We start from the raw sequence: 20,801 nt of genomic DNA on the forward strand, positions 1-20,801 counted from the left end.
AACCATCCATGGAGGCAGGCATCATTTGAAAAATATGCAAAAGGACAACGACACAGAAAAGAAATAGCCTAATTTACAAGCAGGTAACTGTAGTTTTATTAAAGTTACCCAAAAACTAATAGTACCTGGTTAAATCAAGCACCAGAAAACTGGTGCTTATGTTAAAACTTTTTCGGGACATTTTCAAAAACGGTTGACAGGTTATTTTGAGTAATTCCCTTAAATTGATAATTTTATAACAACATATGTGTAAAATTAATAGTCCCTCTGCTTGACTTTGAAACCGGTTTGTGACACAATTAATAGTTGTAATTTCTAAAATTCTTTATGAAATGAGGTACGCGTTAATATGACAAAAATAGATATAATATCCGGATTTTTAGGTGCTGGAAAAACAACTTTTATTAAGAAATTATTGCAGGAGGCCATCGCAGGAGAGCAGGTCGTTCTGATTGAAAATGAATTTGGTGAGATAGGGATAGACGGTGGATTCTTAAAGGATGCTGGAGTTGAAATACGGGAAATGAACTCCGGCTGTATCTGCTGTTCCTTAGTGGGAGATTTTGGAGAATCTTTAAAAGAAGTTTTGACAAAATATCACCCAGATCGCGTCATTATTGAACCGTCTGGTGTTGGAAAACTATCCGATGTTATGAAAGCAGTAATTGATGTAGCATCTGAGATAGAAGTGAGCTTAAATAGCGCAGTTACGATCGTGGATGCACAAAAATGCAACATGTATCGGAAAAATTTCGGGGAATTTTTTAACAATCAGATTGAAAATGCTGGTACTGTTGTTATGAGTCGTACAGATATTGCGCCCAAGAATAAAGTAGATCAGTCCATAGAGGTTATTTGTGACTTAAACCCAAAAGCCACAATTGTTACCACTCCCTGTGGCGAACTAAGTGGGAAGCAGTTACTTGAAATTATTGAAAAGCCAGATACAATGGTGGACGACCTATTAAAAGAAGTAAAAAAGCATCATCACGACCATGAGGAAGAGAGCTGTAGCTGTGGAGGCCATCATCATGATCATGAGGAAGAGGGCTGTGGCTGTGGAGGCCATCATCATGATCATGAGGAAGAGAGCTGTGGCTGTGGAGGTCATCATCACGATCATAAGGAAGAGAGCTGTGGTTGCGGATGTGGACATGACCATGATCATCACCATGCGGATGAAGTCTTTGATAGCTGGGGATTAGAGAATGTAACTGAGATGAAGAAAGAAGAGTTAGATAAGATCCTTGATGAACTGGCATATGGCGACGAGTATGGAGACGTTCTTCGTGCCAAAGGAATGATTCCAAGTGAAGAAAAAGGATCTTGGCTATACTTTGACTTAGTTCCAGAGCAATACGAAATTCGGACAGGCATGCCAGAATATACCGGAAAAGTATGCGTAATCGGTGCAAATTTAAAACAAGATGATCTGAAAAAAGTTTTTGGCAGATAAATCAGACGGGAGGAAATTATGAGCAATACCCTAACAATGGAAGATGATTTTATGCCAGTTTTCCTAATCAATGGATTTTTAGAATCAGGAAAGACACAATTTCTCAAATTTACCATGGAGCAGGATTATTTTAAAGCAGAAGGAAAAACATTATTGATTGTTTGCGAAGAAGGAGAATCAGAATACGAAGAAGATCTTTTAAAGCGAACACAGACGGAGACTGTATATATCGACCGTCAGGATCAGTTAAGCACAGAATACCTGGTAGAACTGGAACTGCTACACAATCCTGAGCGGATCTTAATTGAGTGGAATGGTATGTGGAACTTAGATGAGCTAAAACTGCCCTCTGATTGGAAGGTTTACCAGCAGATTTCCCTAATTGATATGTCTACATTTGATTTGTATGTGGCTAATATGAAATCCCTCCTATATTCGATGGTACGCAATTCAGAATTAATTATCTGCAATCGCTGTGATGGAATAGAGGACCTTTCTGGCTATCGGAGAACGCTAAAAGCAATGTGTTTAAAAGGTGAAATTATATTCGAAGGTTCCACTGGAGAAATCAACGAAATTTCAGAAGAGGATCTTCCTTATGATGTAAAGGCAGATGTGATTAGAATTACACCAGAGGCATATGGGATTTGGTATCTTGACTGTATGGAGCGGCAGGAGCGATATGAAGGAAAGACCGTAGAGTTTACTGGGATGGTATTAAAATCTCCAGAATTCCCAAAAAACTACTTTGTTCCAGGACGAATGGCGATGACCTGCTGTGAAGATGATATGACCTTTATGGGATTTATTACAAAGTCGAGAGAAGCAAAAGATCTTGAGACTAAAAAATGGGTTCGTGTCAGAGCAAAGATCGCATATGAATTCTGGAAAGACTATGATGGAGAAGGTCCAGTACTTTATGCGGATTCTGTTGTACCGGCGGAACCGATAAAAGGAGTTGTTCAGTTTTAGTTCATCAAAAAAGTACGGCTGTAATCATAACAGTCGTACTTTTTTGCATTTTACATCGGTGGAACTGGCGTAGGTCTGGCTGGATCAAAGACGTCTGATACTTGAAATAAATCTTTTAGGCTATCTGGATAATAATACATTCGATACCCATCCAGATTCCGACGTGCTTGACGGAAAGAATCAGAACCGAGCTGCATCCAAGTGCTTTTGCTGGCATCTACATTGCAGAAATATCGAAAACCAAGAGATTTCAAATATGTAAATCGTTCATTACTATCCTGATAAGGTGTCCAGCTCCCGATATCACTTCCAAATGGAAAGATAATAATATCCGTAGGTCCAATCAGGGAATCTACATTCCGTGCCCACTTATCGCTGTCAATTTTAAAGTGTTCCATGGAGATACTGCCCATGTTCCGATGTCCCCAGCTGTGGGAAGCTAATTCCCAACCATGATCTTTTAAAGACTGGGCAACTTTGGCTGCTTCTTTTCTGTCTGTTTCGTAGTTTGGATTGGTATCCTGATACGATTCATCTGTTCGGTAACCTAAAATTCCATTATAGCCGGTTAGAGCGAGGATTCCTCTGGCTCCCTTATATGAAAATCCAGGGTGGGTTTTTATAAAATTTTCCAAAATTGGTACAAGATCATAATCACCAACGGCAATACTTCCGTCTTCTTGCTCCATCTCACAAGTAGGATAGCCATCATCACCGATGATTAAACGTCTGGCAAATCCGTCTTCTTTCATATATTCATAGTAACAGACATCGTCCTGTGACAGGATAAATGCCTTCTTTCCTTCCGGCAACCGAATATCTCCGTATACAAATTTTGAATTACCATTCTCATCTTTCGTTTCATAAGCGAGATCGTGAATTTTTACAAGGACATACCCTTTGTCATACATGGACTGCATGATTTTAAGAAATTCTGATTTTGTCGTCATCATCTGGTTGTAACCATTCTGTTTGGAATCTCCGTCAAAGGCTTTTTTGGTATCTATGATCAGTGAATGGAAAAAAACATGAGTTACATCTTGAGGATTAATCTGTACCAGGGATTCCTTGGTTGTTTTATAGTGAGCCACTGCCGCCATTATCTGAGTGTTAGAAGCATATTGTTCATCGGAAGTGAGCAGTTTTATGGCGTCGTCATAATTATATACTGCAGCAAGTTCTTCTGCTTTTGAAAGGAGAACAGTGATATTATGATTCTTGTCCTGTTCGTTCGTGGATTGCTTCGTAGGATCTGCTTCACTTTCAGAAGATAGATCCGCAACGGATGAGTCTACAGGCTGGATCCGGTGTCCCAATTTCTTATTGATAAGAAAGGCAAATAAAACCAAAATCGTTACAATTATAAAACATAGGAATGCAATAATAATCGTGTTGCGTGGACGGTTCCTCCTTCTTCCAACGTTACGATCATGAAAACCATTAAAATTCATATCTTGACCTCTTAATTCTGTATTATTGAATATCAAGGTGTTATTTCTGACATTCCATGTAAGTATAGCATACTTTGTTATAAGTTGAAATCATAAGTGAGTAAATTTTTTTGGAAAAAAGGCATATGTATGGGAAAGAGTTCCATACAATGATACAAAGGAATTTTTCAGAGGATCGTGTAAACATGAAAAGAGTTACAGCATTTGTTTTAGGCTTTTTTCTGCTGTTTTCCTATTTGAGTCCAACGATGGTGGCAGCCCAAGAACCAGATATAGCGGTAGCCTCGGACATGATTGTTAAAACAGAAGATGCAAAAGAGGTCGATGCAGAGGGCGGTCCACAACTAAAGGCACCCAGTGCAATATTAATGGAGGCATCTACCGGACAGGTAATATATGAAAAAGATGCAGATGAAAAGCGAAGTCCAGCTAGTATTACAAAGATCATGACATTAATCCTAATCTTTGACGCACTGGATTCTGGTAAAATTAAAATGACGGATGAGGTTGTGACCAGTGCACATGCAAAGTCTATGGGTGGATCTCAGGTGTTTTTGGAAGAAGGAGAGGTCCAGACGGTTGAAACATTAATTAAATGCATTGTAATTGCTTCTGGGAATGATGCATCGGTTGCCATGGCAGAATACATAGCAGGAACCGAAGATGAATTTGTGAATTCCATGAATGAGCGGGCGGCCAGTCTGGGAATGACAAATACCCATTTTGAAGACTGCTGCGGTCTAACGGAGTCCCCCACCCATGTAACCACTGCCAGAGATATTGCAATGATGTCTAGAGAACTAATCAATAAGTACCCACAGATTCATAATTACTCAACAATCTGGATGGAAAACATCACCCATGTGACCAAACAGGGAACAAAGGAATTTGGTCTGTCCAATACCAATAAGCTTTTAAAAATGGCAACGAACTTTCAAGTAACCGGTTTAAAGACAGGATCTACATCCATTGCAAAGTACTGTCTTTCTGCAACTGCTGATAAAGACGGTGTCCGTCTGATTGCATCCATTATGGCCGCGCCAGATTTTAAAGTGAGATTTGCGGATGCCCAGACTCTGTTAAATTACGGCTATGCAAACTGTAAGTTGTATGAAGACAAAGAGATGGTTCCACTTCCAGAGATGATTGTGGATAACGGAGTAAAGGATCAAGTGCCTTTAAAGTATGACGGATCTTTTTCCTACTTAAGTTTGAAAGGCGAAGATTTTACTGGAATTGAAAAAGAACTAAAACTATCCCCTTCGATTGAAGCACCAGTAAAAGAGGGGCAGCCGGCCGGCAGCCTTATCTATACCCTGAATGGAAAAAAGGTAGGTGAGGTTCCAGTTTTGACAGCTGAGGGTGTGGGGAAAGCTAAGTTCAGTGATTATTTAAAACGTCTGTTTCATGCATTTGGTTTGTGAGAATAGTTGAAATAGAAAAAGCGCATTTTGCCCCTTTCGGACAATGCGCTTTTATTTTTGTATGCCAGAATGATTGTTTCTATTGAAATACGCATACATTCGGGCGTGTGGAAAGGTATCGTTTTATTGCAACGAAATCTAGAATGAAACAAAATCAGACGAACTCCATAGAAAAAAAGAGTGGAAAGTGTTATGATAAAGTAATATTATTCAGAAAGACAAGGGGTTACTATGTACATAGAGAATGATTTAGTAAGAATAGCAAAACGAGAAAATAATAAAGCCAGACCGTATTTGGTTGTCAATCAATTACAGGGGAAACATATTCCGGTTTTACCCTCAACCGCCATCCATATGTTTCATCAGCTTGGAAATCTTATTAAAACAGATTATAAGGAAGAAAAATTATTGATGATTGGTTTTGCAGAAACAGCTACGGCAATCGGGGCAGCAATTGCAACTCAGGTAGGCGGATATTATATACAGACCACACGTGAGATAATCGATGATGTGGACTATTTGTACTTTACAGAATCTCACAGCCATGCCACAGAACAAAAACTGGTAAAAGATGATATCAGTTTGGTAATCGATAAGATTGACCGCATTATTTTTATTGAGGACGAGATAACAACAGGAAACACGATTATGAATATAATCAAATTGTTAAAAAAAGAATACCAAAACAGGATAAAATTTTCAGTTGCATCGCTTTTAAATGGTATGAATGCAGAAGCAAAAACTATCTATGAGGAACATGACATAACGACTCATTTCCTCGTTAAAACAAGTCATGATAGCTATGAAACCAAAATTGAAACGGTAGAGGACAATGGGATTTATCATAAGCCAGATTGCAAGATAGGCTCACATACATATCAGGAGTTGGTATGCGTAGACTATCTTAATGCAAGAAGAATCGTTTTAGGCAAAGACTATTTAAAAGCCTGTGAAAACCTGTGGATGCAGATTCATAATAAAATTGATTTGGTACAGTATAAAAATATTTTGGTGTTGGGAACAGAAGAATTTATGTACCCTGCTTTATTTGTTGCAGAACAAATAGAACAATTAGATAAAAAGGTACGCTTTCATGCCACAACCAGAAGTCCAATTGTAGTCAGTAATGATGAAAATTATCCATTGCATGTGAGATACCAATTAGCAAGCGTATATAAGGAAGACAGGACGACCTTTGTCTATGATTTGGAACAGTACGATATCGTTTTGATTATTACGGACTCCACATGCAACAACCGTAATGGGTTGTATGGAATGATAAATGCATTGCATATGTGTGGAAACTCTAATATTTATTATATAAGGTGGTGTGAGTAATGAGAAGTTCTTATTTAGCGGAAGATGTAACGCTTCTCCTTAAAGATATTACAGGAATGGTAGAGCCTCAGACGACTGAGGAGAGGGAACGGTTAATTCAGGGGGGAAAACATTATTGCGAGATGCTTCCGGTGGAGTATGTTCCGTCTGAAACTTATATGGAAACCTACCGGATTGCATTAAAACAGTATGCAGAATCCACGGCAGAAGCAATTGGAAAACTGGCTGATAAAATAATTAATAAAAAAGGGGAAAATGTAGTTTTGGTATCTCTTGCCAGAGCAGGCATTCCCATTGGTATCTTGTTAAAACGGTATATTTGCTGGAAGTATCATATGGATGTGATGCATTACTCCATTTCTATTATCCGTGGGAAAGGGGTGGATGACAATGCAGTAAAGCATATCCTAAGTAACCATGATGCAAAAGATGTTCTCTTTGTTGATGGTTGGATTGGTAAGGGGGCCATTCAAAAGGAGCTAAAAAAAGAAGTTGAAAAATATGAAGGACTGTCAGGTGAATTGGCAGTTGTAGCAGATCCAGCCAATATTACAGAATTATTTGGAACCAATACAGATATATTGATTCCAAGTTCCTGCTTAAATAGTACCATATCCGGCTTGATTAGCAGAACCTTTTTAAGAGATGATATTATAGGGGAAAATGATTTTCATGGTGCTGTCTATTATGAAAATTTACGTGAAAAAGATTTATCCTATGAATTCATTCATGAAATCCAATCAAAATTTAAAAAGGAATATAGAGAAGAAAATGTTATCCTGAAATGCGATGGAATTGAAAAAGTGAAGGAGATCGCAAATGGATTTCATATTAAGGATATAAATTTAATTAAACCAGGTATTGGAGAAACGACTCGAGTATTGCTACGAAGGGTTCCATGGAAAGTGTTGATTGATAAAAAGTGTAAGCATGATTCTTCCCTAAAACATATTATAAAATTAGCACAAGAAAAGAACGTATCAATCGAATATTGTTCATTGGGAAATTATAAAACATGCGGTATTATTAAAAATATGGCAGACACATAGGAATTCCAAAAGTAAAAGCTGGTGCCTTAAGATACAGACATCAGCTTTTATTTATTTTAGAGGATTCCATAGGCTTGTGATAAGGCAATGATTTTTTTAGCCCAATTATGATGTGTCTTATATTCATTCATCCGATCCATCGTTGTGTTTCCCGAAACCAGAAGAGCGGAGTCTTTATTCCAGTTAAGAATTGCGACTGCATCCTCGTAGTCCTGCTTGGAAACCATATAAGCCTTATTGACAAAGGAAATCTGCTTCGGATGAATGACCGTTTTTCCCACAAATCCATTTAGACGATCTTTTTGCAATTCCTGTTCAAGACCATTTTTCCAGTGGTAGCCATTATAATATTCCCATACGGGTCCTGAAACAACGTAATCCATTCCAAATACAGTAGAAACGTCGGTCAAGATATTGGCAACCGGCTTAATATCATAGATGGATTCGTTACTTTTACGTCGAAATCCAAATGCATGGCATAAATCGTTGCCACCAACTCTTATGTTAAGGATTAGATCCGAAATCGCATCTAATTTTTCTTTCAATCCATAAAGGATTGAATATCTGTTCTGTAGATGAATCATAGAAAGATTTTCAAAGATTGGCATCATATAAACCGTTTGTTCAGAATGAGCATTGATTTCTTTCATTTGATTTATATAGTCATCTGCATTTTCCATAGATATCTTAGGAATAATGAATCCCTTCACAATTGATTTTGAATTTTGAAACCGGTTAAACAAATCCGATATCTGTTCTGGCGTTCGGACTCGAATGAAAACTTTGGGAATATAAAATGTATGGTCATTGAAAGCGTTTGATAAAGTAGTAAGTGTGTTGATTAATGTGTTTTCTGCTTCCTGTACATGAAAGTCATCAATGGTATCTTCAAGGCACAGGGCTAATGAGAAGTTCTTTCCGAATTTTTCGTTTATAACTGAGTTTGCGACAGTGGTATTTGCTGCAGGGCAATACAAGAGAGGTCCTACACCGTAGCGTAATAATAATGTATCCATAATATTTACTTTTCTCCTTATATAGTAAAAAGATTATAGCATTAAAATGTTGGGAATACTAGTTAATTCCATATGATTCGGTTAGATAGGTTGACATACCCTATTCCTGTAAAATGACAAAAAGGTAAAAGTTTGTCGAATTTATTGAGAAAATAATAATATCATGTTATAATGTGGATAATTTATTTACAAAGGAGTCACTGTTGGAGCAGCTCTTGGTTACAGTATGATTAAAAAAAGAGGAATCGATATTGAAGGTGATGGCAAACAATGTTTGAACATAAAATTCTCCAAGATTTAAATGCGTATTTTCTTAAATTGAATCAGAGAGATGGGAAAGGTGTATATTTCTATCGGATTAATGGGTATAGTGAAGAAATTAAATCCTTCATCCAAAAGTTTTATGAATCGGCAAGACAAACCGGTGTCGTGATAGAAGGGAAAATCCCAAACCCAGATGAAAAGAACTTATCTTATTATTATGAGATGATGGGTGAGGATTTTCAGCTTCGTATGGGATTTATCACCAGCAGCTTAATAAAATGGCTTCCCCGAATGAATGAATACCAGCGCAATTGTGTTTCTGCTTCTATTTATGATACATTGGACCGCATGCGAAAAAGTGGAAAGAACGATCACATGCTGAAAAATGCATATGTAAAGTTTATGTGCTGGCTATATTATAAATTTGAAAGAATTGTGGGTCAGCTTGGACAAGAGCAAGTACCAAAGATATTATATGAAGGGAATATTAGTAATTATGAATTGAAGCTCATTACGATCTTATCAAATGCGGGTTGTGATGTTGTTTTACTACAATATCACGGTGATAATGGTTATCTATCTTTCGATAAAGAATCAAAACTTTCCATTGCGTATCCTATGACAGGACTTGGCTCGTTTCCAGAAACGTTTTCAATCAGATGGATTAGAAGCCAAATGGAAGAACAGATGAAAATTCAAAGGATATATGGATCGTTGCCCCAATTGACAAATTGTACCAATGCCTGGATAGAAGGGAAAGGATTTTTAGATATCCTAAAAGAGGTTTTGTTACGGGGAGATGATCCAAAGCTTTTTTATAACTGTTTTATTAGAATCAATGGAGTGGAAGATAAACTGACGTACATAAATGAACTTTATCAATTTTATTTGCAGTTGAAAAACACGAAGAGAAAGATTGTTATTATTAATCATGAAATTACGATACCAACGATGGAGGAGATTGAAAAGATAAGACGAAATAACTATTCCGATTTTGACCAGATGGTCTCTGATTTGTCCGCAAACATTCAATATGCAGCGAACCATGAATTACAAAAACTGACAAAAAGAGCGTTTATTGATATTTTGGTGGAGGAAAAGAAAGAAAAGGAGATCAATTTAAATAGAATTACCAATAAGGCGATATATATTCTATGCTGGTTAAAACGGTATCTGCCTCAGTTATTTCCGGATTGGAAGGCTCCTGATATTGGTTCTTTTATTTTCTTAGGAGGCTGTAGGAATGAGAACGAATCCATGTTCCTAAAAGTGTTATCCAAACTTCCGATCGATGTTTTGATTTTAAATCCGGATTTAAATAAAAAATGCTGTCTGGAAGATGCCTTTATCTATGAGATCAATTATAACAATTCTCTGGAAGTGGGACGTTTTCCTTGTGAAAACACAGAGATACATATCGGGACAGCTGCATATCATGCCGAACGTGAATTAGATACACTCATGTATCAGGATTCTGGAATGTACAGAGATCAGCAGTGCAGGAATGCTACGGCAATCATATTGAAGACCATGTACGAGGAAATCTCTATCTTGTGGGATCAGGAAGTAAAATATCGGCCTAATTTCAGTGTGGTGGATGGCATGGTGAATGTACCGGTGATTTTTGCAAAAGTTTCTGGCGTAAAAGATCGATTGCTTTCAAATTACTGGTCAGATGTGAAAAAATTAATAACAGACGACACCTACCTGGTTAAGAAAGCACCGTTTATAAGTTCTACGGACGTGAATCCGATAAAACCATATGTAACCGAGTTTTTGAAATATGAAAAGGTACAAAGGAATAAGATTAAATCCCATAAAGCTTATCCTTATGCAGTATTAAGAGAAGAGATGCAGGATTATTTGTTAGACAAATTGCAGTTACTATTAGAGCAAAAGAGCATCAAGGGAACCTTTGAAAATGGTACCGAATATACGATTATTTCTGTGGTGCTTAATCTTACAAAAGATATTGTAAGACTAATCCAAAAATTTGACTTTACCAGAAAAAATCCTAAATTAATCTATATCAATACGACGGAAGCTGTTATATCTTTAGAGGATACCATTCTGATGGCTTATCTTAGTCTGGTAGGATTCGACATTATTTGTTTTGTTCCTACGGGATATCAGACCGTGGAGAATCATTTTGCGAAAAAAGTTATGGAAGAGCATCAGATTGGTGAATACATATATGATTTAATTCCACCCAATTTTGATACGATTTCAGCGAATAGACGCCAGTCATGGCATCAGAAACTATTTATGAGGAGGAACTGAAATGGGATTAGACTTTAGTAAACCACAGATACAACAGCAGACCCCGAACACAGAGATGCAGGTACAGAGCGAAACAGAGGTTCAACCGTACGATATTGTTGCTCAAAGGCAGCAGATGAACAATGAATTGGCCAATTCTGCCGAAGTGGACGCTTTGGTAAGTCAAATTGAGATAAATAATTTAGAGACAATCGTTACCTTTGGATCTGGTGCGGCAGAGGAAATATCAAAATGTTCTGACCTTGTTTTAAACAGCATGAACATGTCGCAGATAGATGGGTCCAGTGAGATGCTCAATACATTAGCTAAGATCATGTCAAAATTTGATATTGAAGAAATAAAGGAAAAACCGGGTCTTTTTGGAAAACTGTTTGGAAATCTTAGGAAACAATTAGATAAGATACTTGCGAAATACCATACGATGGGGGAAGAAGTCGATAAAATATATGTTCAGCTAAAACAATATGAGTCAGAGATCAAACAGTCAAACAAAAAATTGAATACTATGTTTGACTCAAATGTCAACTACTATCATGCATTGGTTAAATATATTCTTGCTGGAGAGCAGGGCTGTAAGGAATTGGAGGAATACATTGCCCAGAGAAAGGCAGACATGGAGTCTTCTGGAGATAATTCCATCCAGTTTGAAATTCAGAGTTTGGAGCAGGCATTGATGATGCTTGAGCAGAGAACTCAGGATTTGAGAACGGCTGAGAATGTTGCGATGCAATCCATCCCCATGCTTAAAACAATGGAATTTAGTAACATGAATCTGGTTCGTAAGATTAACTCTGCGTTCATAATCACATTACCAGTATTTAAGCAGGCACTGGCTCAGGCTATTATGTTGAAAAGACAAAAAATTCAGGCGGAAGCGATGTCAGCTCTTGATGAAAAGACCAATGAAATGTTGATTCGAAATGCGCGGAATACGGTAGAACAATCGAAGTTGACGGCTAAATTGGCTTCAGGCAGCTCCATTAAGATTGAAACACTGGAAACTACGTGGAGAACCATTGTCAATGGTATCGATGAAACCAAGCAGATTCAGGAGAATGCCAGAAGACAGAGAATTGAGGATCAGTCACGGTTAAATAACATAAAAGAAGAGTACAATAAAATGTATCATATGCCAAATGAGGCTAAGAGATAAAATTTAAATTATAGGAGGTAATTCGTTATGCCAATTAATTTATCCAAAGGACAAAAAGTAGATTTAACAAAAGGAAATCCAGGACTTAAAAATATACTGGTTGGTTTGGGCTGGGATACAAATGCATTTGATTCTGGCGCAGCGTTTGATTTAGACGCAGCCGCTTTTATGATTGATGAAACTGGAAAATGTCCAACCGAAAAAGAATTTGTTTTTTACGGAAATCTGGAACATTCCAGCGAATCTGTAAAACATTTGGGAGACAATTTGACGGGTGAGGGCGATGGGGACGATGAGCAGGTCCAGATTAATCTGTCCACAATTCCGTCCAATATTACGAAAGTTGCATTTACTGTAACGATTTATGATGCAGAGACAAGAAGGCAGAATTTTGGACAGGTATCCAATGCGTTTATCCGAATTGTAGATGAATCAACGAATACGGAATTAATCCGATATGATTTAGGTGAAGATTTTTCTATTGAGACAGCAGTCGTTGTGGGTGAATTATATCGACATAATGGAGAATGGAAATTTAATGCAATAGGAAGTGGATTCCAAGGCGGACTAGCCGCATTATGTAATCATTTTGGTGTTGAAGTAGCATAATCAGGAGGAGAGCGATATGCCAATAAACTTGCAAAAAGGTCAGAAGGTAAGTATTACGAAAGGAAATCCTGGTCTCTCGAAAGTTGTAGTAGGTTTGGGCTGGGATGTAAACCAGTTTGATACAGGTGGTGATTTTGATTTGGATACAGCCGCTTTTTTACTTACGGATACAGGAAAAGTATCAAGGCCAGAAGACTTTGTCTTTTTTGGAAACTTAAAACATCCTTCTGGTTGCGCAGAACATTTAGGAGATAATCTGACAGGTGATGGAAACGGTGATGATGAGCAAATTAAGATCAACCTTTCGGTCGTGCCTGAGAATGTTTCAAAAATTGCTTTTACGGTTACGATTTATGAAGCAGAGCTGAGAAGACAGAATTTTGGTCAGGTCAGCGGTGCTTACATTCGAATTTATAACGAAGCAAATGGAGAAGAATTGTTACGATATGATTTAGGCGAAGATTTTTCAATTGAGTCAGCTGCAGTATTTGGTGAATTGTATAAAAACAATGGGGAATGGAAATTCAATGCCATTGGCAGTGGATACCAGGGTGGTCTGGCCGCATTGTGCGCAAATTTTGGAGTCGATGTTGGTTAAACAAATGATTAGGAGGACAGGATATGTCGATTAGTTTACAGAAAGGTCAGAAAGTGAGTTTGACCAAAGATAATGCAGGACTCTCAAAAGTGCTGATTGGATTAGGCTGGGATGAAGTGAAAAGGGCAAAAGGTGGTTTCTTTGCACCGAAACCAATGCCCATTGATTGCGATGCATCTGTTTTATTATTACATAATGGGAAACTGATGGATAAGAAAGATATTATTTACTTTGGTAATTTAAAACATGCTTCCGGTACGGTGCAGCATATGGGAGATAACCTGACTGGAGCCGGAGATGGAGATGATGAACAGATCGTTGTGGACTTGGCTAGAATACCTGCTGAATTCGATAAGATAGTAGTTGTTGTCAACATTTATGAACCGAAGCAAAGAAATCAGCATTTTGGTATGATTAAAAATGCATCTTGCCGTTTGGTAGATAACAATAAAAACGTTGAGATGTGTAAATATAATCTGACAGATGATTATTCAGGGGCAACGGCTCTTATATTTGGAGAAATTTACAGACATGATGGAGAATGGAAGTTTAATGCAATTGGTCAAGGAACCAATGATCCTGGTCTGGGAGATCTGGTAAAGAGATATAAATAAAACCAACAAGAGGAAGAAACGATCCGAGATAGGAATATTTCTTTCTCTTATTTTTTGATAACTGTTTAAGGAGATAATCGATGCGATTTACAGGACTTACAGACGAAGAAGTAAAAGCTTCTCAAGAAAAATATGGTACCAATGCCATACCGGACTCAGAACCAACAACATTTTGGGAGGCGTTTAAGGAAACCTTTGGAGATCCAATGATTAAAATTCTGTTAGCAATCGCTGGTTTAATGATTGTTATGTTTTTCTTTGGGTATTCTGAAATCTATGAGCCGGTCGGAACCATTGTGGCTGTATTGGTGGTTGCTTTTGTGACAGCAAAGACCGGAGTTGCCAGTGATACGAAATACAGGGAATTGAAAGAAAGAAATGAAAAAGACTGCTGTAAAGTATATCGAAATGGTGTTGTTACTGTAATTGAAGTTTCCGATGTTGTGGTAGGGGATAAAGTATTATTACAATCTGGTGATAAGGTTCCCGCTGATGGGGTCTTGGTAGATGGAAATTTAACGGTTGACAATTCAGCTCTTAATGGAGAGACCGAGGAATGTAAGAAAACGGTAGCAGAAGAAACCTTCGTTTTAGCGGAGGAAATCACAGGGGATACGTTTGTGGATAAACACTCCCTATTTAAAGGCTCTGTTTTATTTGACGGAGAAGGTGTTTTGGATGTAAGAAAAGTAGGGCTTAAAACCATGATGGGAAAGATGGCGGAGGAAATGCAGAAGGATGAGCCAGATTCTCCGTTGAAAGTTAAGCTTTCTAAATTAGCCAATCAAATCTCTACATTTGGTTATATTGGTGCAATTGTAATTGCTGTATTATATCTCTCTTATTTTGTTATTTCAGCGGGAGGTTTTTCAGCATATGCTTCCATTGGTATGACACAAATTATCAAAGATATTGTGGGGGCACTTTCTTTGGCAGTCGTTATTATTGTCTGCGCAGTCCCAGAGGGGCTTCCACTTATGATATCGCTGGTGTTGATGCAGAATACAAGCAAAATGTTAGATCATAATGTATTAGTCAGAAAAGCGGAGGGAATTGAGACCGCTGGCTCTTTAAATATTTTGTTCAGTGATAAAACGGGTACGATTACGAAAGGAATGCTGGAAGTTGTTGAATTCATCACTGCAGGAGGAGATTCCATTGAGATACAACAGCTTAGCAAGTATGGCAAACTAAAGGACTTAGTTGACCTGGCAATTGGTAAAAACACACAGTCCATGTTCGATGAAAAACATAAAGTGATAGGGGGCAATGCAACCGAACAGGCGTTGCTTAAGTTTATTGGTGAAGATACATATAAAAAAATGTCTCTTGATAAAGAGTGTAGGGTTAGTTGTTCTCAGGGATTTAACTCTTTGAATAAGTTCAGCCAGGCGTACATAAGTGATTTGGGAAAAACATTCTACAAAGGTTCTCCTGAAAAATTCCTAGAGGTTGCTAAAATGGCATTGGATATTCACGGAAATGAAGTGGAATTAAACTTTGATGAAGTAAATAATAAGATTAATGAATTGGCAACAAAAGCAATGCGCGTATTGGCTTTTGGATATGCAAATCAAAAATTAGTAGAAAATGAGATTCATGAAGATGTTGTATTGATCGGTCTTGTAGCGATACGGGATGATGTTCGGCCAGAAGCAAAGGAAGCAATTAATGAGGTGAAAAATGCTGGAATCCAGGTCGTTATGATAACTGGTGACAGACTTGAAACAGCGGTTGCAATTGCTGAGGATGCCGGTTTAATGACAAAATCGAATGAAATAGCATTGACGTCGGCACAGTTAAATGAAATGCCAGATGATGAAATAAAGAAAATTATAAAAGATATTCGAGTCATTGCACGTGCATTACCAACGGATAAATCCAGAATGGTCAGAATATGTCAGGAGATGAATCTGGTTGTTGGTATGACAGGGGATGGTGTAAACGATTCGCCAGCACTTAAGATCGCAGACGTTGGATTTGCAATGGGCAGCGGAACAGAGGCTGCGAAAGAAGCAGGGAAGATCGTTATCTTAGATGATAATTTTAAATCAATTAAAGATGCCATCTGGTACGGAAGAACAATCTATCATAATATTTTGAAATTTTGTAAATTCCAGTTGGTCATTAATGTTGCGGCTGTTGTTGTAAGTGCGATTGCTCCGTTTTTTGGAATTGAGGAACCGTTAAAGGTAACCCACTTGTTGTTTGTCAATCTTGTAATGGATGGGTTGGGAGCCATCATGCTTGGGAATGAACCGGCATTGGAAAAATATATGGATGAGAAACCAAGGCGCAGAGATGAAAATATTGTGAGTAAAAGTATGTTGGTTCAAATCTGCATTATGGGTCTATGGTTGACCATTTTAAGCTTTGTATTTTTGAAAAATCCGATTTTTTCTAATCTTTTTGCAAGTAAAGAGCAGCATTTAACTGCCTATTTCGTGTTATTTATAGTAAGTGCATTGTTTAATGGATTTAATGTCAGAAATGACGGATACCAAATTTTTAAAGGATTAAATTTAAATCCTGGATTTTTGAGGGTGTTTTTCATCATCATACTTGTTCAGGCGCTTATCGTAAATGCATCTATGGTTCCTATAGAAATCTTTAAATGGATTGGAAACATGTTTAGTTGTGTGCCGTTTGGTCTAAACGGCTGGCTTGTTGTAATTCTGCTATCGTTTACCATGATACCGGTTGATTTGATCAGAAAATACTTTACAAATAAGTAAATCAACAGTTAAATTTCATACGTGCAGCATAGTTTAAATCCGGATATTTGTATATCAAATATCCGGATTTCTATTTAGAAGCAGACTTTCAATTTTTCTAAGCATTTTTACTGTAAAAACTTCTCTCGGATATTCAAGAACATTTGAATTGATTTCTGTAATTAATCCTTTGGGACAAAAACCAAAATCAGAAGCTTTTAACATGGGAATATCAAATGCGCTGTCTCCAGCTGCTATAATCTTAGCGGCTGACAATTTCTTTTTCAATCTTAAGATACCTCTTCCTTTATTTAGCTCTTTTGGAAGTACATATACTTTTTCCCCGTTCTGAAAAATGTCAACTTTATTCTCATCAAGTTTTAAACGTAATGTCTGAATCGTTTTTAGCGGTTCACTGGTTTTGGTAAAAACAAATAATTGTTCAATAAATCGTATCTCAAAATACCGATTCTTATCTTGCTTCAGTATCTGGATGGATTTCTCGATTTCCGACTTTGCATGTTCTGCAAAATCTAATGATTCCTCATACCATTTAGAATCCTTTAAGCCATTATTTAGTAAAATCCCCCCGTTGCAAACCAATGCATATTTGGGATTAGCAATGCCCATTTGAATTCGATTATATTGCTCAATCGTTCTTGTTGTAGTTGGGACAAATATAATTTTTGATTGGATACGTTTTAGTATATCCATAGACTCAGTGGTCATAAAGGAAACTTCTCTATCCTGATAGATTTCTACACACTTTTTACTCATGCCAATATCGTGTTTGTAGGAATAAATTAAAGTATTATCTAAATCTGAATGAAACAATATCATAAGTAAACTTCCTTTTCTTTTAAGTTGGTGCCAGTATACCATACGTCTGCGCCTGCGTCTATGTCTAATATTCTAGATGTTACAACCTCCTGATCGATTTATTTTTTTTAATAGATGTTGACATCTAATATTATATGACATATAATATAAGAGAACGAATAATATAGAATAAAATAAACAAAAAGAAAGGTGGCCAATCGTGAAACCAAAACGTTTGTACCGTTCAGTAAAAAACAAAATTCTTTGTGGCGTTTGTGGAGGCATAGGAGAGTATCTGGATGTTGATCCGGTTATGATAAGGCTGATCTGGATTCTTTTGATGGTTGCGAATGCCTGGAGGCATTTGTTTCATGTATTTACAGGATTTTCCCTCGTAGGCGGAAGTTTGATTCTGTACATTATGGCAGTTGTTATTATCCCGAAAAGACCCAATGAAGAGGAACATTAATGTAACTTCCAACGAATAAAGATAGGAGTGGACATATGGTTTTTAACACAGGAGCAGCATTATTGGATGCCATAGTCCTGGCAATTGTTTCAATCGATCAGGAAGGGACGTATGGCTATAAGATCACACAGGATGTACGAAAAGTGATCGAGGTATCAGAATCAACCTTATATCCTGTTTTACGCCGTCTCCAAAAGGAAGAATGTCTGGAAGTTTATGATAAGGCATTTGACGGAAGAAACCGCAGATATTATGAAATAACAGAAAAAGGGAGGGTTCAGTTAAATCTCTATAAAGGCGAATGGGCTGGCTATTCCCTAAAAATATCCCAAATTTTTGAGGAGGCACATATATGAGCAGGGAAGAGTTTATGAGAGAGTTGGAATATCTATTGTCTGATATTCCAGACGAGGAAAAGGTGGATGCCATTGAATATTACAAAGATTATCTGGAAGAAGCGGGACAGGAGAATGAAGATGCGGTTATAAAAGAATTTGGAAGTCCAGAACGGATTGCTGCCATGATACGGTCAAACATCACTGGAAGTCTGGTTGATGGAGGAGAGTTTACAGACAACGGTTATCAGGATGAACGATTCCGTGATCCCAACTATCAGATGGCAAAGCGGTATGACTTACCAGAGATTTCAGAAATCGATGAAAAGAACGAACAAAGAGAGTCGTTTGATCAAACAGGTAAGGCAAATAATAATGGTAAAGCGATTAAAATTGTTGTTTGGATCATTCTCATTGTTGTGGCATCTCCCTTACTTATGGGAATAGGAAGTGGCTTGGCAGGATTGCTGGTTGGACTTATTGGTGTCTTGATTGCGGTTGCAGTTGCAGTTGGTGCAATTACCTTAGCTTTATTTGCAGCAGCAGTAGCCGTAGCAGTGGTTGGAATTGCTTCCATGATTCTTCACCCTTTAAGTGGAATGTTGCTTTTGGGTTTGGGAATACTGTTTCTAGGTTTGGCTTTTGTATCCCTCGCGGTCAGTGGAGTCTTTTATGGAAAATTTATCCCTTTCCTGTTGCGTAGTAGTATCAACTCTATAAATAGTCTGCTGCATAAAAGGAGGGGGAATTCATGAATCGATTCATTAAAGTAAGCCTTATAATTGGAGGAATCTGCATCCTTACCGGTGGAATCATGGCAGTAATTGCTTCTACATTAGGGGGAAATCTATTTGAATTAGACCCCATTCTAGATATCAAGCAGGAAATTACGGAATTTACTGACAACGGAGTCTGGCATGGAGAAATTCCTGACTATTATGATGAATTAGAATCCAATCACGTGAGGGAAGAGGATATGGATCTTATCTATTCTTCCCCAGATTTAAAAAGTATAGTAATTGAAAATCTAGCAGGAACTGTTTTATGGAAAGAGGTTTCCGGACAGAATGGGATTCAAATTTACAGTAACAAAGACAGTGAATACTGGGAACTGAAACAAAACGAACGAGAACTGGAACTTACAGTAACGGGAAGCAAGAAAAAACACAAGAATAATGATCTGGTTGTAACCATTCAAGTGCCAGAGGATTACAGGCTTTCCAAAGTGGATTTGATGGTATCCCGTAGAAGGGGTGGGGATAAAATTAATAATTCATCTCCATTAATTTTAGCAAGAACCATTTCTGCAGATGAGTTGAATTTGGATGTCAAAGTTGGAGCGGTCAAGCTGGAGGATGCAGATACCAATTCCCTTTCCATAGAAACAAGTGTGGGTGCCGTTGAATTTACTGGGAATGTTTCAAAGGAAGTCACCGCTGAATGCAAAGTAGGAGCCATCAAACTTAATCTTAACGGGGATAAAGATGATTTTAATTATGAGGTTGAGAGTAAAGTGGGAGCCATTCGTATAGAAGATGAAAACTATGCTGGGCTGGTAAGCAAAGCACGTCTTAATAATGGGGCTCATAAGGAAATGGATTTAGAATGTAACACGGGTGCCATTGAAGTGAATTTTAATCATGAATGAATAAGAGAGGAGAATTACACATGGAAAAGAAATTGTATCGGTCTGATTCCGACAAAATGTTATGTGGAGTTTGTGGAGGAATAGGAGAATATTTTGATTTGGATCCAACTTTAATTCGGTTGATATGGGCTGTTTTGGGTTGTACTGGTTCTGGGATTATTGCTTATATCATTGCGGCAGTTATTATTCCAAGAAAACTATAAACAGAAAATTTATAAAAGAAAAGCGAGGCAGGTGACCCTGTCTCTTTTTTTACTGGAATAATTACGTTTAATATTGGTTTGAACGGGTATACTCTTTTTAGATTTAGAAAAGGAGATGTAGATGTATGCCAAAAGGAAAGAAAAAGGAACCCTTTGATCCTCAAAACATGAAACCGGAAGATGTGCTTAAGTTTGAGATCGCTACAGAGCTGGGGCTTGACGATAAAGTGGTAAGCGGCGGCTGGCGAAGTCTGACGGCCAAAGAAAGTGGAAGAATTGGAGGACTGATTACCAAAAGAAAACGAGAACTGAAAAAAGAAGCATTGGAAAAACAGGAAGAGGCATAGGAAAACAAACATAAAATTCCTTGCGCCATACGTGAAAATCTT

At 37.6% G+C, this 20,801-nt stretch carries 20 protein-coding genes; 17 read left to right on the plus strand and 3 right to left on the minus strand.

The window, feature by feature from the left end; genetic code table 11:
* Nucleotides 1–349: 349 nt before the first annotated feature.
* Together EFT72_RS09540 and EFT72_RS09545 are read left to right on the plus strand one after the other, a co-directional pair.
* Nucleotides 350–1,456, plus strand: a complete 1,107-nt coding sequence (locus EFT72_RS09540; protein ID WP_124066696.1) for a GTP-binding protein — start codon at nt 350–352, stop codon at nt 1,454–1,456.
* Between the two features lie 18 nt (nt 1,457–1,474).
* Nucleotides 1,475–2,428: a GTP-binding protein gene (locus tag EFT72_RS09545; RefSeq protein ID WP_243109985.1), complete on the plus strand. Its 954-nt coding sequence runs from the start codon at nt 1,475–1,477 to the stop codon at nt 2,426–2,428.
* A 50-nt stretch (nt 2,429–2,478) separates the two neighbouring features.
* Here EFT72_RS09545 and EFT72_RS09550 read toward each other — a convergent pair whose 3' ends face one another.
* Nucleotides 2,479–3,879 carry a polysaccharide deacetylase gene (locus EFT72_RS09550; protein ID WP_164473126.1) on the minus strand — a complete coding sequence of 467 codons (1,401 nt, stop codon included), beginning with the start codon at nt 3,877–3,879 and terminating at the stop codon, nt 2,479–2,481.
* 185 nt (nt 3,880–4,064) lie between these two features.
* Between EFT72_RS09550 and EFT72_RS09555 the strand changes: the two genes are divergently transcribed.
* The 3 genes from EFT72_RS09555 to EFT72_RS09565 all read left to right on the plus strand — a co-directional run bounded on the left by EFT72_RS09555 (nt 4,065) and on the right by EFT72_RS09565 (nt 7,690).
* Nucleotides 4,065–5,303, plus strand: a complete 1,239-nt coding sequence (locus tag EFT72_RS09555; protein WP_124066697.1) for a D-alanyl-D-alanine carboxypeptidase family protein — start codon at nt 4,065–4,067, stop codon at nt 5,301–5,303.
* Between the two features lie 231 nt (nt 5,304–5,534).
* Complete coding sequence (locus EFT72_RS09560) at nt 5,535–6,641, plus strand: phosphoribosyltransferase domain-containing protein (RefSeq protein ID WP_124066698.1); 1,107 nt, start codon at nt 5,535–5,537, stop codon at nt 6,639–6,641.
* The gene (locus EFT72_RS09565; protein ID WP_124066699.1) at nt 6,641–7,690 is read left to right on the plus strand and encodes a cysteine protease StiP family protein; all 1,050 of its coding nucleotides are present in this window, start codon (nt 6,641–6,643) and stop codon (nt 7,688–7,690) included. Before EFT72_RS09560 ends, EFT72_RS09565 begins: the two co-directional genes overlap by 1 nt.
* A 56-nt stretch (nt 7,691–7,746) precedes the next feature.
* On the opposite strand, the gene EFT72_RS09570 is transcribed toward EFT72_RS09565, so the two are convergent.
* On the minus strand, nt 7,747–8,706 hold the full coding sequence (locus EFT72_RS09570; protein ID WP_124066700.1) for an HpcH/HpaI aldolase/citrate lyase family protein: 960 nt from the start codon (nt 8,704–8,706) through the stop codon (nt 7,747–7,749).
* 270 nt (nt 8,707–8,976) lie between these two features.
* On the opposite strand from EFT72_RS09570, the gene EFT72_RS09575 reads away from it, so the two are divergent.
* The 6 genes from EFT72_RS09575 (at nt 8,977) to EFT72_RS09600 (ending at nt 16,959) form a co-directional block, all read left to right on the plus strand.
* On the plus strand, nt 8,977–11,250 hold the full coding sequence (locus EFT72_RS09575) for a YceG family protein (RefSeq protein ID WP_124066701.1): 2,274 nt from the start codon (nt 8,977–8,979) through the stop codon (nt 11,248–11,250).
* Nucleotide 11,251: 1 nt separating this feature from the next.
* Entirely contained in the window at nt 11,252–12,403 is a 1,152-nt protein-coding gene (locus EFT72_RS09580) for a toxic anion resistance protein (RefSeq protein WP_124066702.1), read from the plus strand.
* Nucleotides 12,404–12,430: 27 nt separating this feature from the next.
* Nucleotides 12,431–13,012, plus strand: coding sequence for a TerD family protein (locus tag EFT72_RS09585; RefSeq protein ID WP_124066703.1), 582 nt, complete (start codon nt 12,431–12,433; stop codon nt 13,010–13,012).
* 16 nt (nt 13,013–13,028) lie between these two features.
* A complete protein-coding gene (locus tag EFT72_RS09590) occupies nt 13,029–13,610 on the plus strand; it encodes a TerD family protein (protein ID WP_124066704.1) in 582 nt (193 codons plus the stop codon).
* 23 nt (nt 13,611–13,633) lie between these two features.
* Complete coding sequence (locus EFT72_RS09595) at nt 13,634–14,224, plus strand: TerD family protein (protein ID WP_124066705.1); 591 nt, start codon at nt 13,634–13,636, stop codon at nt 14,222–14,224.
* Nucleotides 14,225–14,304: 80 nt separating this feature from the next.
* Entirely contained in the window at nt 14,305–16,959 is a 2,655-nt protein-coding gene (locus tag EFT72_RS09600) for a calcium-translocating P-type ATPase, PMCA-type (RefSeq protein ID WP_124066706.1), read from the plus strand.
* A gap of 54 nt (nt 16,960–17,013) precedes the next feature.
* On the opposite strand, the gene EFT72_RS09605 is transcribed toward EFT72_RS09600, so the two are convergent.
* The gene (locus tag EFT72_RS09605) at nt 17,014–17,778 is read right to left on the minus strand and encodes an HAD-IIB family hydrolase (protein WP_164473127.1); all 765 of its coding nucleotides are present in this window, start codon (nt 17,776–17,778) and stop codon (nt 17,014–17,016) included.
* A gap of 199 nt (nt 17,779–17,977) precedes the next feature.
* On the opposite strand from EFT72_RS09605, the gene EFT72_RS09610 reads away from it, so the two are divergent.
* The 6 genes from EFT72_RS09610 (at nt 17,978) to EFT72_RS09635 (ending at nt 20,759) form a co-directional block, all read left to right on the plus strand.
* A complete protein-coding gene (locus tag EFT72_RS09610; RefSeq protein WP_124066708.1) occupies nt 17,978–18,226 on the plus strand; it encodes a PspC domain-containing protein in 249 nt (82 codons plus the stop codon).
* Between the two features lie 35 nt (nt 18,227–18,261).
* Complete coding sequence (locus EFT72_RS09615) at nt 18,262–18,582, plus strand: PadR family transcriptional regulator (RefSeq protein ID WP_124066709.1); 321 nt, start codon at nt 18,262–18,264, stop codon at nt 18,580–18,582.
* Entirely contained in the window at nt 18,579–19,316 is a 738-nt protein-coding gene (locus tag EFT72_RS09620) for a DUF1700 domain-containing protein (RefSeq protein ID WP_124066710.1), read from the plus strand. Before EFT72_RS09615 ends, EFT72_RS09620 begins: the two co-directional genes overlap by 4 nt.
* Nucleotides 19,313–20,209 (plus strand): DUF4097 family beta strand repeat-containing protein, encoded by an 897-nt coding sequence (locus EFT72_RS09625; RefSeq protein WP_124066711.1) that lies wholly within the window; start codon nt 19,313–19,315, stop codon nt 20,207–20,209. The genes EFT72_RS09620 and EFT72_RS09625 overlap by 4 nt, the downstream gene beginning before the upstream one ends.
* A 20-nt stretch (nt 20,210–20,229) precedes the next feature.
* Nucleotides 20,230–20,412, plus strand: a complete 183-nt coding sequence (locus EFT72_RS09630) for a PspC domain-containing protein (protein WP_124066712.1) — start codon at nt 20,230–20,232, stop codon at nt 20,410–20,412.
* Between the two features lie 125 nt (nt 20,413–20,537).
* Nucleotides 20,538–20,759 carry a small, acid-soluble spore protein, alpha/beta type gene (locus EFT72_RS09635; RefSeq protein ID WP_124066713.1) on the plus strand — a complete coding sequence of 74 codons (222 nt, stop codon included), beginning with the start codon at nt 20,538–20,540 and terminating at the stop codon, nt 20,757–20,759.
* Nucleotides 20,760–20,801 lie beyond the last annotated feature (42 nt).

It is taken from the genome of Clostridium sp. E02 (assembly GCF_003833015.1).
GTDB lineage: Bacteria > Bacillota > Clostridia > Lachnospirales > Lachnospiraceae > Lacrimispora.